This is a genomic window from Rhizobium sp. CSW-27, assembly GCF_018760785.1.
Lineage (GTDB): Bacteria > Pseudomonadota > Alphaproteobacteria > Rhizobiales > Rhizobiaceae > Neorhizobium.
Genome location: NZ_JAHHZO010000002.1, coordinates 104,651 through 130,802, shown reverse-complemented (window position 1 = coordinate 130,802; position 26,152 = coordinate 104,651). Strand labels below are relative to the sequence as shown.

The window sequence follows — 26,152 nt, the reverse complement described above, 5'->3', positions numbered from 1 at the left end:
CTCCGAAAGGAGGTGGCATCGTGACCATGACCGACGAACAGACCGTTCTCGAACCGGGAGACCTGCAGTTCCTGCAGTCCTATTTCGACGGCATCCTGCAGCAACGGGGCCTGGATGGCGAGGACCTGACGGCCCGGCGGGCCGCAACCAATCTCGCAGCGGAGATCATCGCCCTCTACCAGACGGGCGTGCGCGAACCGCAGGAACTCAGCGTCCGGCTCGGCCTGTAAGATGCAGGGCCGCCTGGAGGGACGGGCGGGACCTGCTCAGCGCTTGGCGAGCAGATCGCGCTCATCCCGCATCAGGTAAAGGCGCGTCACCATGTCGAGATGCCGTGCCAGCCAGTCGGCCATGGCCTTCTCCTCTGCCAGAATGCGCTCGAACACCGCGATCGCCTCCGTGTCGCCCAGTTCGTCGGCGGCGGCAATCAGCACGCGATAGCTGGCAATTTCCGAATGCTCGAAGGCATAGGCGGCCATGGTGGCCTTCACCACTTCGTCGGCGGCCATCATGCTGCCGATACCCTGCGCCGCCGCGCTGACGCGCCCGGCCATTTCACGCAGCAGGGAGACGCCGCCGGGCGTGCGCGCCAGCAGGGCATGCAGCGCCGCGGCCTGCTCTTCCGTCTCGGCCAGATGCCCCTCCATCCGCTCACGCAGTTCCGGATAGCTTTCGATCCGGCCGATCTGCGCCTTGAGAAGCGAGATCGCCTGGATTTCCATGGCATGCGCTTCGCGAAGCCAGGCCTGGAAGTGGTCGATGGCATGGGTCATCCGGCTTGATCCTCCCTTGGTGGCGCTGGTTCCTCAACAGCCGTTGCGCCTGCAAGGTTCCCGTGCGTCCCGTCGAGCATGGCGATCCGGCGCCGCAGCGCCTTGACTTGAATCATCGGCAGGCATCCTCCGGCGGCAGTCCGTGAATGCATCTTCCGGGAACGATCCGGGCGGGGCGCGGTTGGAAAGGCAAACAGCAGGAGAACCGGATGCCCAATCCCCGCGAACCAAGCGAACAGCCTCCGATGCCGGCCCCCGTCTGGACCCCGGAGCCTCCCATTCAGGAACCGGAACCAGACCGTCTGCCGGACGAGGTGCCGACACCGAACCCGGACGAGACGCGCGAACCGCCGGCGCATTTTCTGCCGGGCGCCTGACCCGTCCGGGCCGCCGCGCCTGGCTCCCGTCTCCCCCGTCTGGCCCTTCCCCTCTGCCAGACATGGCACGCCGGCTGGAACCCGGCGCGCCTTCTGGCGTTTTCCGCGCAGGATCGACAGTGAAAGGCGACAGGCGTGGATGCACACATGGTGAGAACCGGCAGGCGGGAAACCCGACAGGCTGAGAAGGCGGGGGCCGCCCGCATCATCCGCCCCGGCCGCAATGCCTGGCGCGACGCCACCGCACGACAGGCCGCCTTCCTGATCGATGGCGCGGATTATTACCGTCGCCTCGAAGAGGTGCTCGTCAGGGCGCGCCACTCCATCTTCATCGTCGGATGGGATTTCAATCCCGACATCCGCCTGCGTCCCGAAGATGCCGCCAGCCCCACGCTCGGTTCGATCCTCCGGGCGCAGGTGGACGCGCAGCCAGACCTCGTGGTGCGCATCCTCGTCTGGGGCATGGGGCCGATCTATTCGGGCAAGAGCCTGCGGCTGTTTCACAAGAGCGGCTGGAACGACCATCCGCGCATCCGCCTGCAGTTCGATTTCCAGCACCCGGTGCGGGCCAGCCATCATCAGAAGATGGTGGCGGTGGACGATGCCGTGGCCTTCCTCGGCGGGATCGACCTGACCGCCCGCCGTTGGGACGACCGCCGCCATGCCGCGACGAACGATCTGCGCTGCTCGCCGGACGGCACCTGCTACGGGCCGGTGCATGACCTGCAGTCGATCGTTTCGGGAGACGCCGCCCGTCTTGTCGGCGATGCCTGCCGCAAGCGCTGGAGGCGTGCGACCGGCGAGGCGCTGCCTGCCTCGCCTCGCAATCCCGACGCCCTCTGGCCGCAGGATCTTGCTCCAGCCCTCACCGACTGCCCCGTGGCGCTGGCCCTGACCGAGCCCTTGTTCTGGAACGGGCGACGCGGCCGGCGCGAGGCGGTACAATTGACCCATGATGCGCTGCGCGCGGCCCGGCGCCACATCTATCTGGAATCGCAGTACCTCGCCTCCTTTTCCGTGGCCCGCACGCTGATCGACCGCCTGCAGGAGGATGACGGCCCGGAAATCGTCATCCTCGTCACTCAGGAATCGCACGGTTTTCTCGAAAAGCTGATGATGGGGCACAACCGCAACCGGTTGATCCGCCGGCTGAAGCGGCACGATCCGCATGGCCGGCTGCGGGTCTATTATGCGGTGACGCCGAATGCGGAAGGCCAGGAACGGGAGATCATCGTTCATGCAAAACTTGCGATCATCGACAATCACTTCGTGCGCATCGGCTCCTCCAATCTCAACAACCGTTCCGAAGGCCTCGACACCGAATCCGACCTTGCCTTCGAGCCCGTAACGGTGGAGGGGTTTGCCGCCATCGCCGCACTGCGCGACGACCTGATCGCCGAGCATCTGGCGGCGGCGCCCGGGGAAATCGGCCGAAGCATGGCCGAGACCGGCTCGCTGATCCGCACGATCGAGCGTTTCAACCACAAGCCGCGCGGCCTGCGGCCCTTCCTGATCGATGTCTCGCGCGGCGAAACGGATTGCCTTCCCGGGACGGCTCTTGCCGATCCGCGTCGCCCCTTCTGGCCTTTCCGGAAGCTGAAGATCGGCACCCGCTGGGCGCTGTCACGTCTGATGCGCGCCTTTTCCTGACACCAGCGGCGGCGGACGCCGGCGGAAATGGGCTTCCGCCGCCAGAAGCAGCGGGACACCGATGCACAGAGGCACGAAGTAATACAGCACGCGGAAGGCGACCAGCGCGCCGATGGAGGCGCTGGCCGGCAGCAGAAGCAGCATGGTCGCCTCCAGCACGCCGAGCCCGCCCGGAACATGGCTCAGCATGGCGGCAATCGTTGCCGTCACATAGGAAGCGGCAACCTGCAGATAGCCGGCATCGGTGAAGGTGGCGAGCAGCTGGTGCAGGGCGGCGGCCACGCAGCCGAAATTGACGGTGCCCACGGCGATCTGCGCGATGCACATCGCGGTCGTCGGCATCTCCATCCGGAACGACCGGATCTTCAGCGGCGGCCGGCCCCAGACCGAGCAGATCACGTAGGCGACGGGATAGGAGAGGAAGGCGAGTCCCACCCAGACGCGCGCCGCAGGTCCCAGCTGCAGCAGGCCTTCGCCCGCCCGCGGCATCGACAAAAGCGTTATCGCCGCCAGCATGCTGAGACCGAGCAGCACGGTGGCACCGCAGAACAGGATGACCTTCGCCACCTCGTCTGCCGTCAACCCCCAGCGCGTATAGAAGCGATAGCGCACCGCGCCGCTGGAGAGGGCGGCACCGCCGACATTGTGGCCGATCGAGAGTGCCGTGAAGGAGGCAAGCGCCGCCCGCCGATAGGCCTGCGGCTTTCCCACATAGCGAAGGGCAAGATAATCGAACAGCGACAGGCAGACATAGGATGCGGCAACGAAGGCACCGGCAGACAGCAGGCGCCACACCGGAATCATGGCGAGCGAGGCGCGGATGTCCTCCATGCTGTAGCGGCTGAGGCTGCGATAGACGAGCACGACCGCCACGCAGATGATGGCTGCCACGACAATCCGGATGATCAACTGCCTCACATTGGCTCCCCAGCGGTTTCGGACCGGCACCGGCCGATCATGTTCAGGTCTGGTAAGGGAACGAAACGCGGGAGAAAGGGGTTCCCTGCGTCATGACCGAACCCGTTGCAGATACGCTCTCCCCCTCCCCGCGGATCCTTCGTATCCTGAGTTACAATGTTCACGGTTGCGTGGGCACCGACCGGCGGCTTGATCCCGGCCGCATTGCCGACGTGATCGCCGAGATCGGGCCCGACATCATCGGCCTTCAGGAACTGGATGTCGGGCGCAAGCGCAGCGGCGGCGTGGACCAGGCGGAGGAAATCGCCCGGCGCCTGAAGATGGACTTCCAGTTTCACCCGGCGCTCAGCGTGGAGGACGAACGCTATGGCGATGCGCTGCTGACGGCACTGCCTATGCGGCCCGTCAAGGCGGCGGCCCTTCCCTCGATCGGCGAGCCGCGCGGCGCGCTCTGGGTGGAAGTGACGGCCGACGGCCGCACCTTCAATGTGCTGAACACCCATCTCGGGCTGCTGCGGCGCGACCGGCAACGGCAGGCGGAGGCGCTCTGCGGCCCGGACTGGCTCGGGCATCCGCAGCTGGTCGATCGACCGGCGATCCTGATCGGCGATTTCAATTCCATTCCGTCCTCCCGGCCTTATCGCCGGCTGGCCGAACGGCTGCTTGACGCCCGCCGGGCGACCGGACGCCTGCCGGGCCCTACCTTTCCGTCGCGCTGGCCGCTGCTGCGTCTCGACCACATCTTCGTGGCCGGCGGACCGAAGATCCTGAGCGCCGTGGCGGCCGGCTTTCCCGAGGCGCGTCGGGCCTCCGACCACCTGCCGCTGCTCTCAGTCGTGGAAATCTGACGGAGGGCGGCGATGGACGGCGTCCCGGCTGCCGGGTTCAGTGCGTGTTGCCCTTATGGTGCTCGCTCTCCTGGTTCACGCCACGGATGATCGCCGGATCGTCGTTCATCGAAACGGTACCCGCGCGCGGATGAATGCGTTCCTCGCCTTCGCGCAGGGAGCGGCGCAATGCCTCGTCCCGATCGAGGTCGGCGCGCGCATCGAAATCCGGGCCGGCATTGGCGGTGTTTTCCCGCTTCTCGATGATGGCGCGCTGCTGCTGATGGGTCTTGTTGCCTTGCATGACTGACTGTCTCCTTGTTCGTGTGCCAGGCGGCTACTTGTTTGCCCGCCCGCGCTGGTCGGGGTCGATGCCGCCCTGCGGCGTGGTGTCGTTCTCCACATCGCCCTCGACGCTGTTTTCGCCCTCGATTAGCTCTTCGCCCGTGAAGCGGCTGAGGCCTTTCGACTGTCCGATGCCGGGATCCCGGTCGAGATCGGCATCGCTTGGCCGGGACGGCCGCACATGCTTGCTGGTTGGCATGATATCCTCCTGAATGTCAGAGGCGGCCGGCTCAATGCCGCGCCACGAACTTGTTGAAGCGGCTGGTCTTGCCGCCCTTCGTTTCATCCTGGTGCAGGAAGGCGAGGTCGTTCTCGTCGAAGATCGCGAAGAAATCGTCCCAGCCGATCGTCTCGAGGCTTTCCTCCGGCTCGCCGAAGTCGACGCGAAGGATGCCTCCCTCGCCGGATCCTTTGACGCGGGCCGGGTGGCCGCCGCGATCCTCGATCCAGCGGCGGATTGTCGTGTGATCGGTGGTCTGGATGGCGTCACTCATCGTGCAGTTCCTCCTTCTCGGGCCTTGTGGCACCCGATCTGTGGTCCTTGCGCCGGAACGGAACCGGCTTGCCGACCAAACCGACGCGCGCCATCGAGGTTCCTGCAAAGTTGCCGCAAGGGGCTGGAACCTTCGCGGGCGAGCGCCGTTCAAAGGGGGTCGCCCGCGCCGATCCCGGAGCGTCCTGCCATGGGGTCCGGCGGGCGGCAGCGTCATAGAACCTCCCCCACTCGGGCGCTTCCACGGGCACTGGCTGCCCCGGAGGCGCCCTCTCTTTATCCGGGTGCTACCCTTGTCACGGGCCGGCGTGCTGTGACAATTTGCCTTGATGACTTTGGGGGCCTGCGGCAATGGCTCTCATTGTGCACTGCGAGAGCCGCCGCCAAATTGCGTTTCATCAAGACCCGGGAACCGCCGCGGTCCGACGAAAGAGCGAGTGCGCCATGTTCGATCATTTCGACGCCCTGATACTGGCCCGCATCCAGTTTGCCTTTACCGTGTCCTTCCACATCATCTTCCCGGCCTTCTCCATCGGGCTTGCCAGCTATCTGGCGGTGCTGGAAGGCCTGCATCTGTGGACGAAGAAACCGGTCTACATCGAGCTTTTCGATTTCTGGAAAACCATCTTCGCGCTTGCCTTCGGCATGGGCGTCGTCTCGGGCATCGTGATGTCCTACCAGTTCGGCACCAACTGGAGCGTGTTTTCCGACAAGGCGGGGCCGATCGTCGGGCCGCTGATGGGTTATGAAGTGCTCTCCGCCTTCTTCCTGGAAGCAGGCTTTCTCGGGGTGATGCTGTTCGGCCGCAAGCGGGTCGGCCCCGGCCTGCATTTCTTTGCGACCCTGATGGTCGCCTTCGGCACACTGATGTCGGCGACCTGGATCCTCTCGGTGAATTCGTGGATGCAGACGCCTGCCGGCTTTGCCATGAACGAGGCCGGCCAGTTCGTGCCGACCGACTGGTGGGCGGTGATCTTCAATCCCTCCTTCCCCTATCGCTTCACGCATATGGTGCTGGCGGCCTATCTGACGACGGCGCTGGTGGTGGGGGCCGTCGGCGCCTACCACCTTCTGCGCCGCACTGCGCCGCTGCGGGCCGGCACCATGTTTTCGATGGCCATGGGCATGATCTCGGTGGTGGCACCGCTGCAGATCCTGGCAGGCGACGCGCATGGCCTCAACACGCTGGAACACCAGCCGGTGAAGGTGATGGCGATGGAAGGCCATTTCGACAGCCATCCAAACGGGGCGCCACTGATCCTCTTCGGCATTCCCAATCAGGAGGAGAAGCGGGTCGATTATGCGGTGGAGGTGCCGAAGCTTTCGAGCCTGATCCTGAAGCACGACCTGAATGCGCCCCTGAACGGGCTGGACACCGTGCCGGACGAGCTGGAGCCGCCGGTGGAAATCGTCTTCTTTTCCTTCCGCGTCATGGTGGCGCTCGGCTTTGCCATGCTGGGTCTCGGTCTGTGGAGCCTGTACTGTCGGTTCAAGGGCACGCTCTACAGCAGTGACTGGCTGCACCGGCTCGCCGTCGTGATGGGGCCTGCCGGCTTCGTTGCGGTGCTGGCGGGCTGGATCACCACCGAAGTCGGCCGCCAGCCCTACACGGTCTATGGCCACCTGATGACGACGCAGTCGCTGTCGCCCATCTCGGCACCGGCCGTAGCCTCGTCGCTGATTGCCTTCATCATCGTCTATTTCCTCGTCTTCGGCGCCGGTACCTTCTACATCCTGCGCCTGATGGGCCGCCTGCCGCGCGATGCGCATGGCCATCTGGGGCAGGGTCCGATCCGCACCACCGGTTTCACGCCGGCGCCCGGCCTGCCGGACAGTCCCGGCGGTGCCCATCATCACGGCAACCGAGGAGGTGCCCGCCATGGAGCTTGATCTTCCCTTCATCTGGGCCGCCATCATTGCCTTTGCGGTGCTGGCCTATGTGGTGCTCGACGGCTTCGATCTCGGCGTGGGCATCCTGTTTCCCTTCTTCCGGCACAAGCGCGAGCGCGACGTGATGATGAACTCGGTCGCCCCGGTCTGGGACGGCAACGAGACCTGGCTGGTGCTGGGCGGCGGCGGGTTGCTCGCCGTCTTCCCGCTGGCCTACGCGACCATCCTGCCGGCGCTCTATGCGCCGATCATTGCCATGCTTCTGGCGCTGATCTTCCGCGGCGTGGCCTTTGAATATCGCTGGCGCACGAGGCGGGCCGAACGCCTGTGGGACTGGGCCTTTGCCGGCGGCTCGACGGTCGCCGCCCTGATGCAGGGCATCGCGCTCGGCGCGCTCGTGCAGGGCATCAATGTCGAGAACCGCGCGTATGCCGGCGGGTGGTGGGACTGGCTGACGCCGTTTTCGCTGCTGACCGGCCTTGCCGTACTGGTGGGCTATGCGCTGCTTGGCGCCACCTGGCTCGTCATGCGCACCACGGGCGACCTCGCCGACCGCGCCCGCCGCATCGCGCTGATCACCGCGGTGGCGACCGTGGCCGCCATGGGGATCGTCAGCCTGTGGACGCCCTTCCTGAAACCGGAATATCTGGACCGCTGGTTCCGTTATCCGACCGCGCTGTTCACCGTCCTCGTGCCGCTTCTGGTGATCGGCTGTTTCGTCATTCTGGTCAACGGGCTGCAGCAGAAGCACGACACGCGTCCCTTCCTGGCAGCACTTGGCCTGTTCGTGCTGGCCTATGCCGGTATCGGCATCAGTTTCTACCCCTATATCGTGCCCACCTCGGTCACGATCTGGGAAGCGGCGGGACCGGACGAGAGCCTGCTCTTCCTGCTGATCGGTGCGGCCGTGCTGATCCCGGCGATCCTTGCCTATACGAGCTATGCCTACTGGGTATTCCGCGGCAAGGTGGATCCGGAGGAAGGCTATCACTGATGGCACCGAACAAGGCCAGGCAGATCGGCTGGTTCATCCTGCTCTGGGCCGCCGGCGTCCTGGCCGTCGGCCTCGTCGGGCTGGTGATCAAGCTCTGGCTCGGGGCCTGACGATCAGCGCCGCATCAGGGCGATGAGATAGCGCGCATCGCGATCGGACGGATTGAAGAAGACGCAAGGCTGCGGCGCACCGAGCTCCAGACAGTCGCCTGCCTGCAGTTCATGCACCGTCTCGCCCTCGGTGAAATCGAGCCGGCCTTCGAGCAGCAGGATCTGCTGGCGCTGGAAGGCAAAGGCCGAGGCCGGATAGGGAACCCGCACGCCGGCGGGAAGCGTCACCTCGATCAGTTCCAGCCCGCCGCCATTGGCCGGCGAGACGGCGCGGCGCGTATAACCGGTTTCCGGATCGGTCCAGACCGGCTGGTCGGCTGCTCTTGCCAGCCGCTCCTCCGCCCGTTCCGCCAGCGCCAGAAGCACGGAGAGCGGCAGGCCGAAGGCGCCCGACAGGCGGCCGAGCACGGTTGCCGTCGGGCTCGCCTCGCAGCGCTCCACCTTGCTGATCATCGCCTTCGACACGCCGGAGCGCTCGGCCAGCTCCGAGAGAGACCAGCCGCGGCTTTCCCGCTCCAGCCGGATCCGTCCGGCAATCGCATCAGCAATGACATCCATTCTTGCAATTCCTCAAAATCGTCTCCTATAGTAGACGAAATGCAGCCTATAAGAAACAGAACCGGCTCACATCATTTAACCGGCGAAACCGGAGGGGAACAATGCGCCAGATTCACTTCAACGCCTTTGACATGAACTGTGTCGGCCACATCCAGCACGGGCTCTGGGCGCATCCGCGTGACCAGTCGCATCGCTTCAACGAGATTGCCTACTGGATGGACTATGCGAAGCGGCTGGAAACAGGCCTGTTCGACGGGATTTTTCTGGCCGACGTGGTGGGCGTGAACGACGTTCTGGGAGGCTCCCCGGACGCGGCGATCCGCGGTGCCGTGCAGGTCCCGGTCAACGACCCGATGATGCTGGTGCCGGCGATGGCGGCCGTGACGACCCATCTCGGTTTCGGCGTCACCGCCAACCTGACCTACGAGCCGCCCTTCCTGTTTGCCCGGCGCATGTCGACGCTCGATCACCTGACCGGCGGCCGCATCGGCTGGAACATTGTCACCGGTTATCTCGACAGCGCCGCGAAAGCCATCGGCCTCGACGCGCAGGCCGCCCATGATGATCGTTACGATCTGGCCGACGAATACATGGAGGTCGTCTACCGGCTGTGGGAGGAAAGCTGGGCGGACGGTGCGGTCCTGCTCGATCGGGCAAACCACCTCTATGCTGATCCGGCCCGCGTGCGGAAGATCAGCCACGCCGGCAAACAGTACCGGCTCGACGCCATGCATTTGTCGTCCCCCTCGCCGCAGCGCACGCCGGTGCTCTATCAGGCGGGTTCCTCCACCCGCGGCCGCCAATTCGCCGCCACCCATGCCGAATGTGTCTTCGTCAACGGCCAGAAAATCGAGGGCGTGAAAGCAATCGTGGATGACATCCGCGCCAAAGCGGTGAACTATGGCCGCCAGGCGGACGACATCAAAATCTTCATGGGGGCAACGATCGTCACGGGGAAAACGGAAGCGGAAGCCCGCGAGAAATTCGAGGATTATCGCCGTTACGTCAGTTCCGAGGCGGCCCTGGTGCATGCCGCCGCCTCCCTCGGCATCGATTTTTCCAGATATGATCTCGATGAGCCGATCGAAACCGGCAGAAGCAATGCCATCGTCTCCAATGTCGAGGCGGTGACCCGCAGCGCCGGCCCCCAATGGACGAAGCGCAAGCTTTTGGAGCAGATGGTGCTCGGCAGCCGGCAGGCCCCGATGATCGGCTCGGCAGAACAGATCGCCGATCAGCTCGCCAACTGGAGCCAGGAGGCTGGAATCGACGGCTTCAACCTGTCGCGCACCGTGGTGCCGGAGTGCTTCGACGACATCATTTCGCTGGTCGTGCCGATCCTGCAGGAACGCGGGCTCTACAAGACGCAATATGCAGACGGACCGCTGCGCCAGAAACTGTTCGGCGCGCCGCGCCTGCCCGACCGCCACATCGCCGCCGGTTTCCGGCAAAAGGCGGGTTAAGTGCCGGACAGTCGGAGCAAGGACGGCGGAAAATGGCAGATGCTCGGCTGGCTTTGCCTCGCCGTCGTCCTGTCGCTCTCTTCGTGGTTTTCCGCCACCGCCGTGGCACCGGAAATGATCCGCGATCTGTCGCTTGGGGCCGGTGCAGGAGCCTGGCTGACGAATGCGGTCCAGCTGGGTTTCGTCACCGGCGCGCTCCTCTCCAGCCTCGTCAACCTGCCGGACATCGTGCGGATGAACCGGCTCGCCGCCGCATCGGCAGCGCTTGCCGGGCTGGCCAATGCGGCTCTTCTGCTGGAGCCGGGACTGGAGGGCGCCGTCGCCTGCCGCTTTGTCACCGGCTTTGCGCTGGCCGGCGTCTATCCGCCAGCGATGAAACTCGCCGCCACCTGGTTCCAGAAGGGCCGCGGGCTGGCGCTCGGTTTCGTCATCTGCGGGCTAACCGCAGGCTCGTCCCTGCCGCATCTGTTCCGGGCCGTGACCGCCACGCTCGACTGGCAGGTGGTCGTGACGCTCGCCTCCCTATCCGCCCTCCTCGGTGCCGGCCTGTTTCTCGCCGTGGTGCGCGAAGGTCCCTATCCCTTCTCCCGGGCGATGTTCGATCCGCGCCAGATCGGCCAGGTCTTCCGCAACCGCAGCCTGATGCTGGTGAATGCCGGTTATCTCGGCCACATGTGGGAACTTTATGCGCTCTGGGCCTGGCTGCTCGCCTATCTCTCCGCAACGCCCACCGTCTTCACGGGCAATATCGCGGGCACCGGATCGCTCGCCACCTTCGCAGCACTCACCGCCGGCGTCATCGGCTGTATCGCGGGCGGTATCCTCTCCGACCGTTTTGGTAGGGCCGTGACGACAGCTGGCATGATGCTCGCGTCAGGCACCTGCGCGCTTTTGGTTGGTTTCGTTTTCGACGGACCGGTGATCCTGCTTATGCTGGTCGTCATCGTCTGGGGCATGACGGTGATCGGTGATTCCGCCCAGTTTTCCGCCGCCGCCACGGAGCTGTCCGACCAGCATCTGGTCGGCACCGCGCTCTCCCTGCAGATGGGGCTCGCCTTTGCGCTGACAACGATCAGCATCTGGCTGATGCCGCAGCTCGCAGAGCTGCTGGGCAGCTGGCGCTGGTGTTTTGTCTTCCTCGCGCCCGGCCCCTTCCTCGGGGCCTGGGCGATGCTTCATCTGCGCCGCAGCGGCCGGCTGTCCTGAGGCCACGCGCCTCGGCCGCTGGCCTCACACGCCCCTGGTCGGAATGCGGTTTTCCAGCAGGCGGAAGGCATAGACCAGAATGCCCGTCAGGCAGAGATAGATCAGCGCGAGCAGCAGCAGCGGCTCATAGGTGAGGTAGGTCTCCTGCCGGACGCGGGAGATGATGGCATAGACATCCACCACCGTGACGGTTGCCACCAGCGGCGTCGATTTCAGCTGCAGCACGGTTTCGCCCGTCAGCGTCGGCAGTGCCCGATGGATGGCGCGCGGCAGCCAGATGCGGCGAAACAGCGTAAAGCGCCCCATGCCGAAGGCGCGCGCCGCCTCGAGCTCTCCTCGCGGCACGCCGGCAAAGGCGCCACGCATCACCTCGCCCTCATAGGCGGCAAACGAGATCATCAGCGCCGTGAAGCCATAGGGCCAGGCCTGCCGCAGATAGGGCCACAGGAAGGACGAACGGATTTCCGGAAACTGGGCAAACACCGAGCCCAGCCCGTAATAGAGCAGCCAGAGTTGCAGCAGAAGCGGCGTGCCACGGATCAGCGTGCAGAAGCCGCGCGCCAGAAGCGCCAGCGGCTTCGGGCCAGTGACCTGCACAAGGCCAAGCGGCACGGCAAACAGGAAACCGACGATTGCCGTGGAAAACAGCATCAGCAGCGTCTGCCCGACGCCGTAGATCAGGCGATCCTGGTAGCGCGGTAACCAGTCCCAGCGCATGAACCAGGCCACACAGAAGATCAGGACGGCAAACACCAGCATGAGGAAAATGCGATGCGGCTCGAACAGGCTGCGCCCCTTCGGCGCCACATAGGCGGATGGCACCTGCACTTCGCTCATGCCGCACCTCCGGGCCGGGTCATGCCGCGCAGCGCCCGCTTTTCGATGGCGCGAATGACGAGGTTCGAGACGAGCGTGATACCCAGATAAAGCACGCCGGCGGCGAGGAAGAAGGTCATGTAGGCCTTGGTGGTGCCGGCCGCCTGCCGCGTCACCAGCGTCAGTTCGGCAAAGCCGACGACGGCGAGAAGTGCGGTATCCTTGGTGGCGATCAGCCAGAGATTGGAAAGGCCGGGCAGCGCAAACGGCAGCATGGCCGGCAGCGTGACACGCCGCAGCGCCAGAAGCGGCGACATGCCGTAAGCGCGGGCCGCCTCGATCTGCCCCGGCGGGATCGACAGGATCGCGCCGCGCAGCACCTCGGTGGAATAGGCGCCCTGCACCACGCCGATGACGAAGATGCCGGCGGCAAGACCGCTGATATCGACGGATGGCAAGCCGAGAAGCGCCATCACCTGGTTCACCGCATCCGTGCCGGCATAATAGAGGATGAGGATCAGCACGAGCTCCGGCACGCCGCGCACGACGGTGGTATAGACCTCCAGCAGATCACGCAGGATGGGCCCGCCCCACAGCTTGCCGGCAGCCCCGCCGGTGCCGATCAGAAGCCCCAGCAGATAGCCGCCGAAGGCCACCTGCAGCGAGGCCACCAGACCGCCCAGCAGGACGCCGCCCCAGCCGGGCGAGGTGAGGGAAAGAAGGTGAAGTGTGGCGTCCATCAACCAACGCTTTCAAGGCCGTACAGCACCGCCGGTGCGTCGCCCGGGCAACGCAGAAACCGGCAGTGCTGACGTGTCAGGCAGGCTTACTTGCCGTAGATGTCGAAGGTGAAGTAGTTCTTCGAGATCTTGTCGTAGGTGCCGTTGGCGCGGATGGCCTTGATGGCGGCGTTGAACTTGTCCTTCAGCGCCGTGTCTTCCTTGCGAAGCCCGATGCCGACGCCGGCACCGAGGATTTCCGGATCATCCTTGACGTTGCCCTTCACGTCGCAGCAGGCCTTGCCCTGATCGGATTCGAGGAAGGCTTCGAGCGTGATCAGGTCGGCCTGAACCGCATCGACGCGGCCGGCGGCGAGATCCTGGTTGGCTTCATCCTGGGTCTGGTATTCCTTGATCTCTGAGACGACCGGACCGAAGTACTTCTTGGCGTAGTCGGCATGGATGGTGGAGACCTGAACGCCGAGAATCTTGCCCTTCAGGCCTTCCGGCGTGGCGTCGAACTTCTCGCCCTTCGGGCCGATCACCGCCGTCGGCGTGTTGTAATACTTGTCGGAGAAGGCGATGGTCTTGGCGCGTTCCGGCGTGATCGACATGGAGCCCATGATGGCGTCGATCTTCTTGGAGGTCAGCGCCGGAATGATGCCATCCCAGGCAACCGGCGTCAGCACGCAGGTGACCTTGGCTTCGGCACAGACAGCGTTCATGAAATCGACTTCCCAGCCGACCCACTTGCCGCTGGCATCCGGCGACGAGAAGGGCGGGTAAGGCTCGGCGGCAACGCCGACCTTGAGTTCCTGGGCGGAAGCGGCGCCAACGGCGGCAACGCCCATCAGCAGCGCGACGGCTGCGGACTTGAGGAGGTTCTTCATGGTTTTCCCCTTTCGGTAATGCTTTTGGTTCTGGTTCTTCAGTGGATGGAGCTGATGAACTTCTTCAGCCGCTCCGATTGCGGATTCTCGAAAATGGCTTCGGGCGGACCCTGCTCCTCGATGACGCCGCCATGCAGGTAGACGACATGGCTCGCCACCTGGCGGGCGAACTTCATTTCATGCGTCACGAGGATCATCGTGCGCTTTTCCTGCGCGAGATCACCGATGACGGACAGAACTTCGCCGACCAGTTCCGGATCGAGGGCCGAGGTCGGCTCGTCGAACAGCATGACCAGCGGCTGGATGGCAAGCGCCCGGGCAATGGCCGCGCGCTGCTGCTGCCCGCCGGACAGGAAGGAGGGATAGGCATCGCGCTTTTCATAAAGGCCGACGCGGCGCAGCAGCGCCTCCGCCACCTCAACTGCCTTGTCGCGGGGCTGGCCGAGCACATGCACCGGCACTTCGATGACATTCTGCAGAACCGTCATGTGTTGCCAGAGATTGAAGCTCTGGAACACCATGCCGAGCTTGGTGCGCAGGCGCTGGATCTGCCGACGGTTTGCCGGCATCAGACCGCCATGGCCATCCGACTTCATCTCGATCGTCTCGCCGTGAATGGTCACCTTGCCGGCGGTCGGCAGCTCCAGCATGTTGATGCATCTGAGGAAGGTGGACTTTCCCGATCCGCTGCCGCCGATCAGCGCGATCACATCGCCCTGCCTTGCCGTCAGCGATACACCCTTCAGAACCTCCAGCGGACCAAAACGCTTATGGAGATCACGAACTTCAATGGCTTGCGCCGTTTCCGCCATGTTACCTTCACTGCCGGACCAACACCCTGATCCGATCTGCTAAACCGACTGTTCCCCCAGCATTTGTTGTTATCATACGGTGCTGGCGCCGCAAGCTTGCGATGAAGTTTTGCACTTGTCCAAAAATTACTCAAGCGTATAATAAGCACCTCATCGCATTTTCCTTCCGTTACTCCCCGAGGTTTCTCATGCATGCTTACGGCTCCCAGGCCATGTCGACTTCCCTTCTTCGCGTTCTCATGCGCCGTCCGGGAGCAAGCCTGAAGGCCGCCAAGGCGGCCGAATGGCACTATGGTCCGACCTTCGATGCCGAGCGGGCGATTGCCCAGCATGCGCATTTCGCGGAGCTGGTTGCACAGTCGGGCGCGGAAATCCTGTGGCTGGAAGACAATGGCGATGGCATGGCCGATGCCATGTTCACCCATGACCCCTCGTTGATGACAGACCAGGGCGCCATCATCCTGCGCATGGGCAAGCGGCTGCGCATGGGCGAGCCGGACCTTCACGCAAAGGTCTACGAGCAAGCCGGCATTCCGATCCTCGGCCGCATCGAGGCGCCGGGCAGCGTCGAGGGCGGCGACTGCGTGTGGGTGGACGACAAGACGCTGGCCGTCGGGCGCGGCGTGCGCACCAACCAGGCCGGCATCGATCAGCTGTCCACCATTCTTGCGCCGCTCGGCGTCACCGTTCTCGGCTATGACCTGCCGCTGTGGCAGGGGGAACAGGCCTGCCTGCACCTGATGTCCGTCATCAGCCCGCTGACCGAAACCATGGCGCTGGTGCATGCGCCGCTGATGCCGGCCGCCTTCTATCTGCTGCTGAAGGAACGCGGCCATACGCTCATCCACGCGCCGGAAGCCGATTTCGCAGCCAGCAACGGCCTGAACCTCAACGTGCTGCCGACCGCACCGGGCAAGGTGCTGATGGTCGAGGGCTTCCCGGCCACCAGGGCGGCGATGGAAGCGCATGGCTGCGTGGTGACGACCTTCGAGGCCGACGCGCTGTGCATTGCCTGCGAGGGCGGCCCGACCTGCCTGACCCGGCCTGTCCTGCGGCGGGCTTCGTGAGCCGGCGCACCTTTCACAGGGCAAGCGAGGCCGAGCGCCGCGAGGATCTGATCGCCGCGACGCTCGACTGCATTGCCGAATTCGGCATCCAGGGCGCCACCGTGCGCCAGATTGCCACCCGCGCCGGCGTGACCGGCGGCCTCATCCGCCACTACTTCGCGAGCAAGGACCTGATGATGCAGGCCGCCTATCGCGAGGTGATGCGCATGATGAGCGAGCCGGCCTATGCGGCAGCGGATGGCGATGGCACCGCGCGTGAAAAGCTGGTGCGCTTCATTGCCGGCAACCTCACCCCGCCGGTTACCGATCCGCGCATGCTCTCGCTCTGGGCGGCCTTCATCGGCCACATCCGGGTGGAACCGGAATTTGCCGCCATCCACCGGGAAAACTATATCGGCTTCCTTGCCGTGCTGGAGGGACTTCTCAGCGCCTTCTTCGCCGAACAGGGCCGGCCGATCGACACGCAGACCTGCCGGCGCCATGCGATTGCTCTCAACGGCCTGATCGACGGGCTGTGGCTGGAGGGAACGCTGGTGGCGGACATGTTTTCCGAAAACCAGCTTGCCGATACGGCACTGACCTCGGTAGAGCGGCTGCTCGGCCTTAGCGCCGGCGAGCTTTCCGCCGCCAACCGCACCTGAACGGGAGATTTTTCCAGTGCGTTACGCCTCCATTACCGACCGCCTTGCCGATCTGGGCTCCGGCCGCTGGGCCCTGCATCTGGCTGCCCGCCGCATGATCGCCGCCGGCGAACCGATCATCGAACTGACCATCGGCGAGCCGGACCTGCCGCCGGACCCTGCCCTGCTGGAGGAATGCAGCCGGGCCATGTATGCCGGGCGCACCCGCTATTCCAACGGCCGCGGCGAGCCGGGCGTGCTGAAGGCGCTGGTTGCCAAGTATGAACGGCGCCGGCCAGGTGTCACGGAAAGGAATTTTCTCTGCTTCCCCGGCACCCAGACGGCGCTCTATGCCGTGATGACCGGCCTGGTGGAATCAGGCGACGGCGTGCTGGTGGGCGATCCGCTCTATGCGACGTATGAAGGCGTCATCGCGTCCACCGGCGCGCATCTGATCCCGGTGCCGCTGCGCCCGGAAAACCGCTTCCATCTGCAGGCCGAGGATCTGGAGCGGGCGATCACGCCGGAAGCCCGCGTCCTGCTGCTCAACACGCCGCACAATCCGACCGGTGCCGTGCTGACCGAAGCGGAAATCGCCGCCATCGGCAAGGTCTGCCGCAAGCACGATCTCTGGATCGTCTGCGACGAGGTCTACGAGCAACTGCTGTTCGGCGGCGACTTCGCCTCGCCCTTCGACACGCCGGAACTGGCGGAGCGCACCATTGTCGTCTCCTCCATCTCCAAGTCGCATGCCGCTCCGGGCTTCCGCAGCGGCTGGGCGGCAGGTCCTGAGGAATTCTGCAGCCGGCTGCTGCCGGTGTCGGAAACCATGCTGTTCGGCGTGCAGCCCTTCATCTCAGACATGACGGCGCTGGCGCTGTCGCAGGATTTTCCGACCGCCGGCATCATGCGCGACAATTATCAGCGCCGTGCCGGCTTGGTGGAACGCACGCTTGCCGGCAGCAACCTGTTGAAGCCGATGATGCCGGAAGGCGGCATGTTCGTGGTGGTGGATGTCACGGCCACCGGTCTCGACGGCGCCGATTTCGCCCGCGAACTGCTCAACACGGAAAAGGTTGCCGTCATGCCCGGTTCCTCCTTCGGCCATCAGGCGGCAGGTTTCATCCGCATCTCGCTGACGGTGCCGGACGAGGTTCTGGAAGAGGCCGTGCGCCGCATGGCAACGCTTGCCGGACGCCTGGCAGCACTGCCGGTGGAACAGAAGGCTGCCGGCGGACGCCTCGGCGCCTGAGCCGTCGGCATTTCATTCGACCCGACCTCCCCGCCGTCCGGGCGGGAAGGTTTTTTGCATGAAGATGCCCTACAGCTTGCCGGCGCCCGCATTGGCCCTGACATAGGCCGGAACCTCCGCGGCCGGAACCGGTGGCTTGCCGTAAAGCGTCGGCGTCCAGCCGAGATCCGGCGAGATCGGCTTCTTCGGATCGCTGTTCAGCGCTGCGGCAAAATCGGCCGCCTGGCCGTTGACCATCGAGCCGCGATCAACAAAGCGCGTGCCGCCCTGCACGACCGCCGCCTCACCGATGCCGCCATTTCGGATCTCGAAATAGTTGTTCTCGGAATAGATCGCTGAATCCTTGCCGATGCCGAAACCGCTGCGGAAGACCGGAAACTCACCCTTGGCCTTCAGGGCGAGATCATGCTTCTCCCGCAGGTCCGCCGCTGCCTTGATCGGCAGGGCGGCGGTGCCGGAAAAATAGTTGTTGTAGCTGTGCACCTTGCCGAAACGTACCCGCGGCAGACGCTGGCCGGCATTGTCGAACCAGTTGGCCCGATAGGTGACGTTCAGCTTGCCAGCATCCGAGGTTCGACTGTCGCTGCCGCCGATCAGCGAGGTCTTGTCGTGCCCGGCAAAGTGGTTGTAGGTCAGCGTCACGCGATCGGCGCCGTTGGTGATGTCCACCTGTCCGTCGTGATGCTGCACCTTCTGCTCGACCATGTTGTTCGGAAAGGGAAAGACCGGCGGAAACAGATGGTCCGGCCGCTCGCCGTCGGTAAAGGTGCAGTGGTCGATCCACACGCGCGTTCCGCCACTGATCGAGATATTGTCATACTCGGAATTCCAGCGGCCGCCGGGGCACTGCTGCGGGCCGGTGGCGGCATCGACAAAACTCTCCTGACAACCTGGATAACTTGTATCGAGCTTCCAGGAGTCGCCCGGATCCCAGGCCGGGAAGTAGTCGAAGGCGTCCTCGAAGGTGATGTTGCGGATGATCACGTTCTCGGTCCCCTCGCCGATGACGAGATTGCCCTTGATGATCCTGGCGTCGTCGCCAAGCCCGATGAGCGTGGTGTTGGAGGTGAGCCTGATGACGATGCGCGCCTTCTGGCGGTCCGCCGAGCGCTTGCGCGCCTCCTCCAGCGGGCCGGTCAGTTCCCGCTCCGGCCGCTTCTTGTCGGTCAGCCGCACATTCCAGACAGCCGGTGCATAGGCGGCCTTGTAGGCTTCGAAATCATAGGCCGGATCGGCGTAATCCTTCTCGAACAGCTCCCTGTTGCTGTCGTCCACCGAGAGATTGATGGTTCCCTTTACCTGGATGATCTTCGCAAGATCCGGGTTGCCGCCGGCCTGCAGGGCCGCCACCAGTTCGGCACGGCTGGTGACCGTGTAGATGTGGTCGTCCGCAGCGCGGGCGCCGCCATCAGTGCCGGCGGCCCAGCCGTCATTGGCGGCAATCGCCTGCCTCAGCAGGTCGGTTTGTGCCTGCGCCACCGGGGCACACAGGCTGAGGCCCGCGATCAGCGCGCGAACCAGACGAAGGCTCTTTCGGCCGTCATGCATGGTGATGTCTCCTCCCACAACCGTGGCGCCCGTGCCATTACCACGAGCGCCACAAACTTATATGACATATATACCGCATGTCATAATACAATTTTGTGTGGGAGCCACCCAGCGATGACGACAGACAGCCAGGGCTCATTCGACCTCGTCGCCGGTCACGCGTCGGCCCTGCCGGGAGATACTGTCGGCCTGGGTTTCAAGGTCATAGGCCGTGGTCGGCCCGCCGGAGGCATCGCCCGCATCGGCCACCCGGCCGCCGGCCGGAGCCCTGATCGTCTCTCCGGTCCTAAGGTCGGATTCGGCAATCTTCTTCCGCTCCCGCAGGAGATCGGCCGTCATCGGGTCGGGCGTCTTGCGGGGCTGCGGCTCGCCCGTCCCGGCACTGGTTTCGACGGGAATTTGCTCCCGCGTATCTGGCTTAGAACTCTGCATGCTGGTCTCCTTCAGGCTGCTTGAGCGCATGAAGGCCAAACCCGTGGCTGGGGGCTGTGTTCCGAAACGGAGCTAGACGCCGAGATAACGGTCCTGAAGCTCGGGGCTCAGCGCATCCGCCTTCCCCTCCCAGACGTTGCGGCCGTTTTCCAGCACCACGCAGCGGTCCGCAACCGGAAGCAGTTCGGACAGCGTCTTGTCCACGACCAGAATCGACAACCCGTCGGCCTTCAGCGCCCGGATCGCCCGCCAGATATCCTGGCGGATCACCGGCGCCAGCCCTTCGGTCGCCTCGTCGAGGATCAGGAGCCGCGGATTGGTCATCAGCGCACGCCCGACCGCCAGCATCTGCTGCTCGCCGCCGGAGAGCGAACGGGCCATCTGGTCGCGCCGTTCGGCAAGCCGTGGGAAGAGGTCATTAACGCGCTCGAGCGTCCAGCGGCCCGGCCGCGCGGCGGCGACGAGGTTTTCGTAGACGGTGAGATTGGGAAAACAGCGCCGCCCTTCCGGCACCAGCCCGATGCCGAGACGCGCCACCTTGTGCGGAGGCTGCCGGTCGGTCGGTTTGCCGTCTAATACGATACGGCCGGATTTCGGCGGCATCAGATTGCAGATCGACTTGATGGTGGTCGACTTGCCCATGCCGTTGCGGCCCATCAGCGCCACGACCTCGCCTTCGTCCATCTTGAGCTGAACGCCGAACAACGCCTGGCTGCCGCCATAGAAAGTCTGGATGTCCTGAACATCGAGCAGCATCAGGCATGGTCTCCGAGATAGGCGGTGCGTACGGCCGGATCGTTGCGGATCTCGTCGACCGTCCCGGTGGCGATCACCCGGCCGTAGACGAGTACCGAAATGCGGTCGGCGAGCGCAAAGACGGCATCCATGTCGTGTTCCACCAACAGGATCGGCGCTTCCTGTCGCAGGCGATCAAGAAAACCGGTCAGCACCTTCGAGCCCTCCGGCCCCATGCCGGCCATCGGCTCATCGAGCAGGAAGGCCTTCACATCAAGCGCCAGGGCAATCGCGATTTCCAGTTGGCGCTTTTCGCCATGCGAGAGTTCGGAGGCCGGCACATGGGCGCGGGCCGCGAGCCCCACACGCTCCAGCCGCTCCATCGCAGCCTCCGTCAGCGCGCGGTCGCGCATCACGGGTTTGAAAAAACGGAAGCTTGAGCCTTGGCCGGCCTGTACCGCCAGCATGACATTGCGCAGCGCCGAAAATTCGCCGGCGAGCGACGAGATCTGGAAAGTGCGCCCAAGGCCAAGCCTGGCGCGTTCCGCCACCGTCCGGTGTCCGATCTCCTGGCCCGCCAGCCGGATCTGACCGGAATCCTGCCGCAGCGTGCCGCAGATCTGGTGGATCAGCGTGGACTTGCCGGCGCCGTTCGGCCCGATCAGCGCGTGGATTTCGCCCGGATAGAGGTCGATGGATACACCATCGGTCGCCTTCAGCGCGCCAAAACTTTTGCGCAGGTCGCGGATGGCAAGAACCGGCTCAGCCATGACGTTCCTTTCCGGCAAGAAGCCCGATCACGCCGCCACGGGCAAACAGCACCGTTACCAGCAGGATAAGACCGAGGAAAAACTGCCAGCGTTCGGTAATACCGCCGAGCCAGAACTCCAGCACCACGAAGAGGGCAGCCCCCGCCACCGGCCCCATCAGACGGCCCGTGCCGCCGAGGATGATCAGCACGATCAGTTCACCCGACATGTGCCAGGAAAGCATTGAGGGGCTGACGAAGCGGTTGAGATCGGCATAAAGCGCGCCGGCCACGGCCGTGATCATCGCCGACAGCACAAAGGCCGTCAGCCGGATCGGCATCGGCGAAATCCCGATCGAGGCAACCCGCACCTCGTTCTGCCGCACCGCCTGAAGAGCCGCCCCGAAACGCGAGCTGCGCAGCAGCGCGGAGAAGATCAGGGCTGCCAGCAGCACACCGAAACAGACGAGGAAGAATTCCATCGGCCGCATCGTGTTGACGCCGGGAAAGGCATTGCGCAGCACGATGGAAAGCCCGTCCTCGCCGCCATAGGCCGGCCAGGAGATGGCGAAATAATAGACCATCTGCGCGAAGGCGAGCGTGATCATGATGAAATAGACACCGGAGGTCCGAAGGCTGATCGCCCCGATCGCAAGACTGACGATACCGGCGGCGATCGCCGCAGCCAGCCACACCACAGGCATCTGGTTCGAGCCTTCGAAACCGAACAGCATCGGCTCCCCGGACATGGCATGCGAGGCAAGAATGCCCGCCGCATAACCGCCGGTGCCGAAGAAGGCGGCGTGGCCGAAGGAGACGAGACCGCCGAGACCGAGCGCGATGTTGAGCCCGACGGCGGCGAGTGCCAGGATGGCGATGCGCGTGACAAGCGTCACCGTAAACGTTTCGCCCATCGCCTGGGCGATGAAAGGTGTCGCCAGCAGCGCCAGCAAAAGCACGAGGTTGATGGCATTTTCCCGCTTCATGGCATTGGTCCTCATGCCTGAGCCGGGAACAGCCCGCGCGGTTTGACCGCCAGGATGATCGCCATCAGGATATAGATGAGCATGGAGGCGAGCGCACCGCCGATCAGCCCCGCCTGATCCGGCGGCACCATCAGCGCCAGCGCCTGCGGCAGCAGGAAACGGCCGAGCGTATCGACGGAGCCGACCAGCAGCGCACCGACGAGCGCCCCCTTGATCGACCCGATGCCGCCGATGACGATCACCACGAAAGCGAGGATCAGCACCGGCTCACCCATGCCGACCTGGACGGACTGCAGCGCACCGACCATGGCACCGGCGAGCCCCGCCAGGGCGGCGCCCAGCGCAAAGACCAGCGTGTAGAGCGTGCGGATATCGACGCCGAGGGCCGCGATCATCTCGCGGTCGCTTTCGCCCGCACGGATACGCATGCCGAGCCTGGTCTTGGAAATCAGCGCATAGAGGCCGAAAGCGACAAGCGCGCCGGCAAGGATGATGGCCAGCCGATAGACCGGATACTGTGCGCCGCCCGGCAGCCCGACCGCACCCTGCAGCAGTGGCGGAATGTCGAGATAAAGCGGAAAGGAGCCGAACAGCCAGCGCGTGCCTTCGGAAAAGATCAGGATCAGCGCGAAGGTGGCGAGCACCTGGTCGAGGTGATCACGCTGATAGAGCCGCCGGATGACGGTGATTTCGATCAGCGCACCGGCCGCGGCCGCCGCCGCGAGGCTGGCGACAAGGCCGAGCCAGAAGGACCCGGTGAGTGCCGCAACACTGGCGCAGGCAAAGGCGCCGACCATGTAGAGCGAACCATGAGCCAGATTGATCAGGCCCATGACCCCGAAGATCAGGGTCAGCCCGGCTGCCATGAGAAACAGCATGACGCCGAGCTGAACCCCGTTCAGCAGCTGCTCGATGAGGAGAGCAAAAGTCACGAACGCGCCTTACTTCTTGCAGTCTTTCGCATAGGCATCGCCGTGATCGGTGAAGATCTTCTCGACGATCTTGTTGGTCAGCGTGCCGTTGTCCTTCACCACTTCGGTCAGGTAGATGTCCTGGATCGGGTGGCGGTTGGTGTTGAACTTGAATTTTCCACGCGGCGACTGGATGTCCGCCTTGCTGAGTTCCGTCGTGAAGGCCTTCACATCCTTGACGCTTGCCTTGGAGGCAGCGGCCAGGATCAGCTGTGCCGCATCATAGGCCTGCACGGCATAGATCGACGGCAGGCGCCCGTATTCCGCCTGGAAGGCCGGCACGAATTTCTTGTTGGCGGCGTTATCGAGGTCCTTTGCCCACTGGCCGGAGGCCTTGGCACCAAGCGCCGCGTCGCCGATCGCCGGCAGCACGTCCTGGCTGAAGGAGAAGCCGGGGCCGATGACCGGGATCTTCACACCGGACTGTGCATACTGCTTCATGAAGGCAATGCCCATGCCGCCCGGCAGGAAGACGAAGGCCGCATCGGCGCCGGAGGCGCGGATCTGGGCGATCTCGGCGGCGTAATCCGTCTGGCCGACCTTGGTATAGACCTCGTTCGCCAGTTCGCCCTTGTAATAGCGCTTGAAGCCGGTCAGCGAATCCTTGCCCGCCGGATAGTTGGGCGCCATGATGAACATCTTCTTGTAGACCTTGTTGGCATATTCGCCCATGGCCTCGTGAAGATTGTCGTTCTGATAGGCGGCATTGAAATAGAGCGGATCGCACTTTTCGCCGGCAAGCGCCGCCGGTGCGGCATTGGTCGAGACGTAGATCTTGCCCTGCGCCACGGCACCCGGCACGACCGCCATCAGAAGGTTCGACCAGACGATGCCGGTCAGGATATCCACCTTGTCGCTCTGGATCATCTTGTCGGCGATCTGCACGGCCAGTTCCGGCTTCTGTGCATCGTCTTCGGTGATGACGGTGATATCCTTGTTGCCGGACTGCTTGATGGCCAGCATGAAACCGTCGCGCGTATCGACGCCCAGGCCTGCACCGCCGCCGGAAAGCGTGGTGATCAGGCCGATCTTCACCGGCTCCGCCATGGCAAGAGACGAGGCGCCAAGCGTCAGCGTCAGCGTCGCCGCCTTCAGAAAAGTCTTCATGTGATGCACTCCCGTTGTTCTTTGACGTCCCACTCTGTGATGTGCGACCTTTTGCGGCCGTTCTGTCATCCCCGACGCAACCATAGACGCAGGCGGGGATATTTTCCTAGTCGAAAGCGATCATCCACATGTCGCGGGTGCCGGATGGACGTCAGGCCGCCCGATCCTGCTTGAGACGGAAGCGCTGGATCTTGCCGGATTCGGTCTTCGGCAATGCATCGACGAAGATGATCGACCGTGGATACTTGTAGGGCGCGATCACCGACTTCACGTGTTCCTGCAGCAACTTCACGAGAGCCTCGCAGGCCTGCGCCTTGTCCGTCAGCACCACATGCGCCTGCACGATATGGCCGCGCTCCTCGTCCGGCACGCCGATCACGGCGCATTCCAGCACCGCCTCATGCTTCAGGAGAGCCGCCTCCACTTCCGGTCCGGCAATGTTGTAGCCGGCCGAGACGATCATGTCGTCGGAACGGGCGGCGAAATGGAAATAGCCGTCCGCGTCCTGGGTAAAGCTGTCGCCTGTCAGGTTCCAGCCGTCGCGCACATATTCCATCTGGCGCTCGTCGGCCATGTAGCGGCAGCCGATCGGCCCCTTCACGGCCAGCCGGCCGATCTCGCCGCGCGGCACCTCGTTCATCTGCTCGTCGACGATCTTCGCCTGATAGCCGGTCAGCGGGCGACCGGTGCAATAGGGCTTCGCTTCCCCGAGCCTGTTGGAAATGAAGATGTGCAGCATCTCGGTGGCGCCGATGCCATCGAGGATCGGCTTGCCGGTCTTCGAGGTCCATTCCTCGAACACCGGGCCGGGCAGCGTTTCGCCGGCAGAGACCGCGATGCGCAGCGACGACAGGTCCGCCCTGCCCTCGTCCATGGCCGCCAGCATGGCGCGATAGGCGGTGGGGGCGGTAAAGCAGATCGTCGCCCTGTAGGTCTCGATGATCTCCATCATCTTCGGCGGCGTGGCATGTTCGAGCAGGGTGGCGGCCGCACCGAAGCGCAAGGGGAAGATGGCAAGCCCGCCAAGACCGAAGGTGAAGGCGAGCGGCGGCGAGCCGACGAAGACATCCTCCGGCGTCACGTTCAGCACTTCCTTGGCATAGGCATCCGCAATGATCAGCAGATCGCGATGGAAATGCATCGTCGCCTTCGGAACGCCGGTCGAGCCGGATGTGAAGCCGAGCAGTGCCACGTCGTCGCGCCCCGTCAGCACGGCATCGAAGCGGACCGGCTTGTTCAGGGCGGCGCGATCGAGTTCGGCGTCATGGTTGGCGGTACCGTCAAAACCGATCACCTGGGAGAGGAAGCGGCTTTCCTTGGCGACGGCGACCAGTTCATCCATCAGGCGCGTGTCGCACAGCGCCATGGAGATTTCCGCCTTGTCGACGATCTTGGCCAGTTCGCCGGCGCGCAGCATCGGCATGGTGTTCACCACCACCGCGCCCGCCTTGGTCGCGGCCAGCCAGCAGGCGACCATGGCCGGATTGTTGGCGGAGCGGATCAGCACGCGGTTGCCGGGCTTCAGCCCGTAATCCTCGACCAGGGCACGGGCAATCCGGTTCGTCCAGTCCGCCAGTTCCTTGTAGGTGCGCCGGCGGCCGTTGCCGATCAGCGCCGTATGATCGCCGAAGCCCTTCTCGACCATGCGGTCGGTCAGTTCCACGGCGGCATTGAGATGGTCGGGATAATCGAAGCCGTCGAGCAGCAGATCCGGCCACTGTTCGAAGGGCGGAAGATTGTCGCGCGCAAACGTATCCACGTGACTGGTGGGTCCCAGCATGGCTCTGTTCCCTTCTGTCTTGAGGCATCGTCGCGCGGGTTTCCTCTCCCGCACACGCACCTTTC

The 26,152-nt window shown here is 64.5% G+C and carries 30 protein-coding genes; 12 read left to right on the top strand and 18 right to left on the bottom strand.

Features of this window, described 5'->3' with window-relative positions:
* The first annotated feature begins 20 nt into the window (after positions 1–20).
* Positions 21–230, top strand: a complete 210-nt coding sequence (locus KLP42_RS04180; protein WP_215564944.1) for a hypothetical protein — start codon at positions 21–23, stop codon at positions 228–230.
* A 36-nt stretch (positions 231–266) separates the two neighbouring features.
* Here the strand turns inward: KLP42_RS04180 and KLP42_RS04175 are convergent, their stop codons facing one another.
* Complete coding sequence (locus KLP42_RS04175) at positions 267–773, bottom strand: ferritin-like domain-containing protein (RefSeq protein WP_215564943.1); 507 nt, start codon at positions 771–773, stop codon at positions 267–269.
* Between the two features lie 209 nt (positions 774–982).
* Here KLP42_RS04175 and KLP42_RS04170 point away from each other — a divergent pair, with 209 nt between their 5' ends.
* Both KLP42_RS04170 and KLP42_RS04165 read left to right on the top strand, forming a co-directional pair.
* Positions 983–1,150 (top strand): hypothetical protein, encoded by a 168-nt coding sequence (locus tag KLP42_RS04170; RefSeq protein ID WP_215564942.1) that lies wholly within the window; start codon positions 983–985, stop codon positions 1,148–1,150.
* A gap of 147 nt (positions 1,151–1,297) precedes the next feature.
* Positions 1,298–2,800, top strand: coding sequence for a phospholipase D-like domain-containing protein (locus KLP42_RS04165; RefSeq protein ID WP_215564941.1), 1,503 nt, complete (start codon positions 1,298–1,300; stop codon positions 2,798–2,800).
* Here the strand turns inward: KLP42_RS04165 and KLP42_RS04160 are convergent.
* Positions 2,774–3,718 carry a putative bifunctional lysylphosphatidylglycerol flippase/synthetase gene (locus tag KLP42_RS04160; protein WP_215564940.1) on the bottom strand — a complete coding sequence of 315 codons (945 nt, stop codon included), beginning with the start codon at positions 3,716–3,718 and terminating at the stop codon, positions 2,774–2,776. The genes KLP42_RS04165 and KLP42_RS04160 overlap by 27 nt on opposite strands.
* A gap of 92 nt (positions 3,719–3,810) precedes the next feature.
* Here KLP42_RS04160 and KLP42_RS04155 point away from each other — a divergent pair, with 92 nt between their 5' ends.
* Positions 3,811–4,566: an endonuclease/exonuclease/phosphatase family protein gene (locus KLP42_RS04155; RefSeq protein WP_215564939.1), complete on the top strand. Its 756-nt coding sequence runs from the start codon at positions 3,811–3,813 to the stop codon at positions 4,564–4,566.
* A 37-nt stretch (positions 4,567–4,603) separates the two neighbouring features.
* On the opposite strand, the gene KLP42_RS04150 is transcribed toward KLP42_RS04155, so the two are convergent.
* The 3 genes from KLP42_RS04150 to KLP42_RS04140 are packed head-to-tail and all read right to left on the bottom strand — an operon-like array spanning position 4,604 to position 5,384.
* Positions 4,604–4,849: a hypothetical protein gene (locus KLP42_RS04150; RefSeq protein ID WP_215564938.1), complete on the bottom strand. Its 246-nt coding sequence runs from the start codon at positions 4,847–4,849 to the stop codon at positions 4,604–4,606.
* Positions 4,850–4,882: 33 nt separating this feature from the next.
* Positions 4,883–5,089 carry a hypothetical protein gene (locus KLP42_RS04145; RefSeq protein WP_215564937.1) on the bottom strand — a complete coding sequence of 69 codons (207 nt, stop codon included), beginning with the start codon at positions 5,087–5,089 and terminating at the stop codon, positions 4,883–4,885.
* Between the two features lie 31 nt (positions 5,090–5,120).
* Complete coding sequence (locus KLP42_RS04140) at positions 5,121–5,384, bottom strand: hypothetical protein (protein WP_215564936.1); 264 nt, start codon at positions 5,382–5,384, stop codon at positions 5,121–5,123.
* Positions 5,385–5,827: 443 nt separating this feature from the next.
* On the opposite strand from KLP42_RS04140, the gene KLP42_RS04135 reads away from it, so the two are divergent.
* From KLP42_RS04135 to KLP42_RS27240, 3 genes are read left to right on the top strand one after another with little or no spacing between them, the layout of a single operon-like run.
* A complete protein-coding gene (locus KLP42_RS04135) occupies positions 5,828–7,273 on the top strand; it encodes a cytochrome ubiquinol oxidase subunit I (protein WP_215564935.1) in 1,446 nt (481 codons plus the stop codon).
* Entirely contained in the window at positions 7,263–8,267 is a 1,005-nt protein-coding gene (gene cydB, locus KLP42_RS04130) for a cytochrome d ubiquinol oxidase subunit II (RefSeq protein ID WP_215564934.1), read from the top strand. The genes KLP42_RS04135 and cydB overlap by 11 nt, the downstream gene beginning before the upstream one ends.
* Positions 8,267–8,377, top strand: coding sequence for a DUF2474 family protein (locus KLP42_RS27240; protein ID WP_353844805.1), 111 nt, complete (start codon positions 8,267–8,269; stop codon positions 8,375–8,377). The genes cydB and KLP42_RS27240 overlap by 1 nt, the downstream gene beginning before the upstream one ends.
* A gap of 3 nt (positions 8,378–8,380) precedes the next feature.
* Here the strand turns inward: KLP42_RS27240 and KLP42_RS04125 are convergent, their stop codons facing one another.
* Positions 8,381–8,935, bottom strand: coding sequence for a helix-turn-helix domain-containing protein (locus KLP42_RS04125; protein ID WP_215564933.1), 555 nt, complete (start codon positions 8,933–8,935; stop codon positions 8,381–8,383).
* Positions 8,936–9,036: 101 nt separating this feature from the next.
* Between KLP42_RS04125 and KLP42_RS04120 the strand changes: the two genes are divergently transcribed.
* On the top strand, positions 9,037–10,398 hold the full coding sequence (locus tag KLP42_RS04120) for an LLM class flavin-dependent oxidoreductase (RefSeq protein WP_215564932.1): 1,362 nt from the start codon (positions 9,037–9,039) through the stop codon (positions 10,396–10,398).
* A 39-nt stretch (positions 10,399–10,437) separates the two neighbouring features.
* Positions 10,438–11,604 carry an MFS transporter gene (locus KLP42_RS04115; RefSeq protein ID WP_215564931.1) on the top strand — a complete coding sequence of 389 codons (1,167 nt, stop codon included), beginning with the start codon at positions 10,438–10,440 and terminating at the stop codon, positions 11,602–11,604.
* Positions 11,605–11,628: 24 nt separating this feature from the next.
* On the opposite strand, the gene KLP42_RS04110 is transcribed toward KLP42_RS04115, so the two are convergent.
* The 4 genes from KLP42_RS04110 to KLP42_RS04095 all read right to left on the bottom strand — a co-directional run bounded on the left by KLP42_RS04110 (position 11,629) and on the right by KLP42_RS04095 (position 14,841).
* Positions 11,629–12,441: an ABC transporter permease gene (locus KLP42_RS04110; RefSeq protein ID WP_215564930.1), complete on the bottom strand. Its 813-nt coding sequence runs from the start codon at positions 12,439–12,441 to the stop codon at positions 11,629–11,631.
* A complete protein-coding gene (locus tag KLP42_RS04105) occupies positions 12,438–13,160 on the bottom strand; it encodes an ABC transporter permease (RefSeq protein ID WP_215564929.1) in 723 nt (240 codons plus the stop codon). Before KLP42_RS04105 ends, KLP42_RS04110 begins: the two co-directional genes overlap by 4 nt.
* An 86-nt stretch (positions 13,161–13,246) precedes the next feature.
* A complete protein-coding gene (locus KLP42_RS04100) occupies positions 13,247–14,029 on the bottom strand; it encodes a transporter substrate-binding domain-containing protein (RefSeq protein WP_215564928.1) in 783 nt (260 codons plus the stop codon).
* 38 nt (positions 14,030–14,067) lie between these two features.
* The gene (locus KLP42_RS04095; RefSeq protein ID WP_215564927.1) at positions 14,068–14,841 is read right to left on the bottom strand and encodes an ABC transporter ATP-binding protein; all 774 of its coding nucleotides are present in this window, start codon (positions 14,839–14,841) and stop codon (positions 14,068–14,070) included.
* 212 nt (positions 14,842–15,053) lie between these two features.
* On the opposite strand from KLP42_RS04095, the gene KLP42_RS04090 reads away from it, so the two are divergent.
* Genes KLP42_RS04090 through KLP42_RS04080 form a run of 3 tightly spaced genes read left to right on the top strand, consistent with a single transcriptional unit; the run spans position 15,054 to position 17,780 of the window.
* Positions 15,054–15,908 (top strand): dimethylarginine dimethylaminohydrolase family protein, encoded by an 855-nt coding sequence (locus KLP42_RS04090; protein ID WP_252192757.1) that lies wholly within the window; start codon positions 15,054–15,056, stop codon positions 15,906–15,908.
* Positions 15,905–16,549, top strand: a complete 645-nt coding sequence (locus KLP42_RS04085; RefSeq protein WP_215564925.1) for a TetR family transcriptional regulator C-terminal domain-containing protein — start codon at positions 15,905–15,907, stop codon at positions 16,547–16,549. Before KLP42_RS04090 ends, KLP42_RS04085 begins: the two co-directional genes overlap by 4 nt.
* A gap of 16 nt (positions 16,550–16,565) precedes the next feature.
* Complete coding sequence (locus KLP42_RS04080) at positions 16,566–17,780, top strand: pyridoxal phosphate-dependent aminotransferase (RefSeq protein ID WP_215564924.1); 1,215 nt, start codon at positions 16,566–16,568, stop codon at positions 17,778–17,780.
* Between the two features lie 69 nt (positions 17,781–17,849).
* Here the strand turns inward: KLP42_RS04080 and KLP42_RS04075 are convergent, their stop codons facing one another.
* From KLP42_RS04075 to KLP42_RS04040, 8 genes are all read right to left on the bottom strand, one after another.
* Positions 17,850–19,328, bottom strand: a complete 1,479-nt coding sequence (locus KLP42_RS04075; protein ID WP_215564923.1) for a pectate lyase family protein — start codon at positions 19,326–19,328, stop codon at positions 17,850–17,852.
* Positions 19,329–19,463: 135 nt separating this feature from the next.
* A complete protein-coding gene (locus tag KLP42_RS04070) occupies positions 19,464–19,760 on the bottom strand; it encodes a hypothetical protein (RefSeq protein ID WP_215564922.1) in 297 nt (98 codons plus the stop codon).
* A gap of 72 nt (positions 19,761–19,832) precedes the next feature.
* A complete protein-coding gene (locus KLP42_RS04065; RefSeq protein ID WP_502941264.1) occupies positions 19,833–20,516 on the bottom strand; it encodes an ABC transporter ATP-binding protein in 684 nt (227 codons plus the stop codon).
* Entirely contained in the window at positions 20,516–21,265 is a 750-nt protein-coding gene (locus tag KLP42_RS04060; protein WP_215564921.1) for an ABC transporter ATP-binding protein, read from the bottom strand. Before KLP42_RS04060 ends, KLP42_RS04065 begins: the two co-directional genes overlap by 1 nt.
* Entirely contained in the window at positions 21,258–22,229 is a 972-nt protein-coding gene (locus tag KLP42_RS04055) for a branched-chain amino acid ABC transporter permease (protein ID WP_215564920.1), read from the bottom strand. Before KLP42_RS04055 ends, KLP42_RS04060 begins: the two co-directional genes overlap by 8 nt.
* Before the next feature lie 11 nt (positions 22,230–22,240).
* Positions 22,241–23,161 carry a branched-chain amino acid ABC transporter permease gene (locus tag KLP42_RS04050; protein WP_215564919.1) on the bottom strand — a complete coding sequence of 307 codons (921 nt, stop codon included), beginning with the start codon at positions 23,159–23,161 and terminating at the stop codon, positions 22,241–22,243.
* A 9-nt stretch (positions 23,162–23,170) separates the two neighbouring features.
* On the bottom strand, positions 23,171–24,307 hold the full coding sequence (locus tag KLP42_RS04045; RefSeq protein ID WP_215564918.1) for an ABC transporter substrate-binding protein: 1,137 nt from the start codon (positions 24,305–24,307) through the stop codon (positions 23,171–23,173).
* A 151-nt stretch (positions 24,308–24,458) separates the two neighbouring features.
* The gene (locus KLP42_RS04040; RefSeq protein ID WP_215564917.1) at positions 24,459–26,087 is read right to left on the bottom strand and encodes an AMP-binding protein; all 1,629 of its coding nucleotides are present in this window, start codon (positions 26,085–26,087) and stop codon (positions 24,459–24,461) included.
* Positions 26,088–26,152 lie beyond the last annotated feature (65 nt).

Coding starts and splice junctions, on each gene's coding strand:
- KLP42_RS04175 (WP_215564943.1), bottom strand. CDS start 773: ATGACCCATGCCATCGACCACTTCCAGGCCTGGCTTCGCGAAGCGCAT.
- KLP42_RS04170 (WP_215564942.1), top strand. CDS start 983: ATGCCCAATCCCCGCGAACCAAGCGAACAGCCTCCGATGCCGGCCCCC.
- KLP42_RS04165 (WP_215564941.1), top strand. CDS start 1,298: ATGGTGAGAACCGGCAGGCGGGAAACCCGACAGGCTGAGAAGGCGGGG.
- KLP42_RS04155 (WP_215564939.1), top strand. CDS start 3,811: ATGACCGAACCCGTTGCAGATACGCTCTCCCCCTCCCCGCGGATCCTT.
- KLP42_RS04150 (WP_215564938.1), bottom strand. CDS start 4,849: ATGCAAGGCAACAAGACCCATCAGCAGCAGCGCGCCATCATCGAGAAG.
- KLP42_RS04145 (WP_215564937.1), bottom strand. CDS start 5,089: ATGCCAACCAGCAAGCATGTGCGGCCGTCCCGGCCAAGCGATGCCGAT.
- KLP42_RS04140 (WP_215564936.1), bottom strand. CDS start 5,384: ATGAGTGACGCCATCCAGACCACCGATCACACGACAATCCGCCGCTGG.
- KLP42_RS04135 (WP_215564935.1), top strand. CDS start 5,828: ATGTTCGATCATTTCGACGCCCTGATACTGGCCCGCATCCAGTTTGCC.
- cydB (WP_215564934.1), top strand. CDS start 7,263: ATGGAGCTTGATCTTCCCTTCATCTGGGCCGCCATCATTGCCTTTGCG.
- KLP42_RS27240 (WP_353844805.1), top strand. CDS start 8,267: ATGGCACCGAACAAGGCCAGGCAGATCGGCTGGTTCATCCTGCTCTGG.
- KLP42_RS04125 (WP_215564933.1), bottom strand. CDS start 8,935: ATGGATGTCATTGCTGATGCGATTGCCGGACGGATCCGGCTGGAGCGG.
- KLP42_RS04120 (WP_215564932.1), top strand. CDS start 9,037: ATGCGCCAGATTCACTTCAACGCCTTTGACATGAACTGTGTCGGCCAC.
- KLP42_RS04115 (WP_215564931.1), top strand. CDS start 10,438: ATGCTCGGCTGGCTTTGCCTCGCCGTCGTCCTGTCGCTCTCTTCGTGG.
- KLP42_RS04110 (WP_215564930.1), bottom strand. CDS start 12,441: ATGAGCGAAGTGCAGGTGCCATCCGCCTATGTGGCGCCGAAGGGGCGC.
- KLP42_RS04105 (WP_215564929.1), bottom strand. CDS start 13,160: ATGGACGCCACACTTCACCTTCTTTCCCTCACCTCGCCCGGCTGGGGC.
- KLP42_RS04100 (WP_215564928.1), bottom strand. CDS start 14,029: ATGAAGAACCTCCTCAAGTCCGCAGCCGTCGCGCTGCTGATGGGCGTT.
- KLP42_RS04095 (WP_215564927.1), bottom strand. CDS start 14,841: ATGGCGGAAACGGCGCAAGCCATTGAAGTTCGTGATCTCCATAAGCGT.
- KLP42_RS04090 (WP_252192757.1), top strand. CDS start 15,054: ATGTCGACTTCCCTTCTTCGCGTTCTCATGCGCCGTCCGGGAGCAAGC.
- KLP42_RS04075 (WP_215564923.1), bottom strand. CDS start 19,328: ATGCATGACGGCCGAAAGAGCCTTCGTCTGGTTCGCGCGCTGATCGCG.
- KLP42_RS04070 (WP_215564922.1), bottom strand. CDS start 19,760: ATGCAGAGTTCTAAGCCAGATACGCGGGAGCAAATTCCCGTCGAAACC.
- KLP42_RS04065 (WP_502941264.1), bottom strand. CDS start 20,516: ATGCTGCTCGATGTTCAGGACATCCAGACTTTCTATGGCGGCAGCCAG.
- KLP42_RS04060 (WP_215564921.1), bottom strand. CDS start 21,265: ATGGCTGAGCCGGTTCTTGCCATCCGCGACCTGCGCAAAAGTTTTGGC.
- KLP42_RS04055 (WP_215564920.1), bottom strand. CDS start 22,229: ATGAAGCGGGAAAATGCCATCAACCTCGTGCTTTTGCTGGCGCTGCTG.
- KLP42_RS04045 (WP_215564918.1), bottom strand. CDS start 24,307: ATGAAGACTTTTCTGAAGGCGGCGACGCTGACGCTGACGCTTGGCGCC.
- KLP42_RS04040 (WP_215564917.1), bottom strand. CDS start 26,087: ATGCTGGGACCCACCAGTCACGTGGATACGTTTGCGCGCGACAATCTT.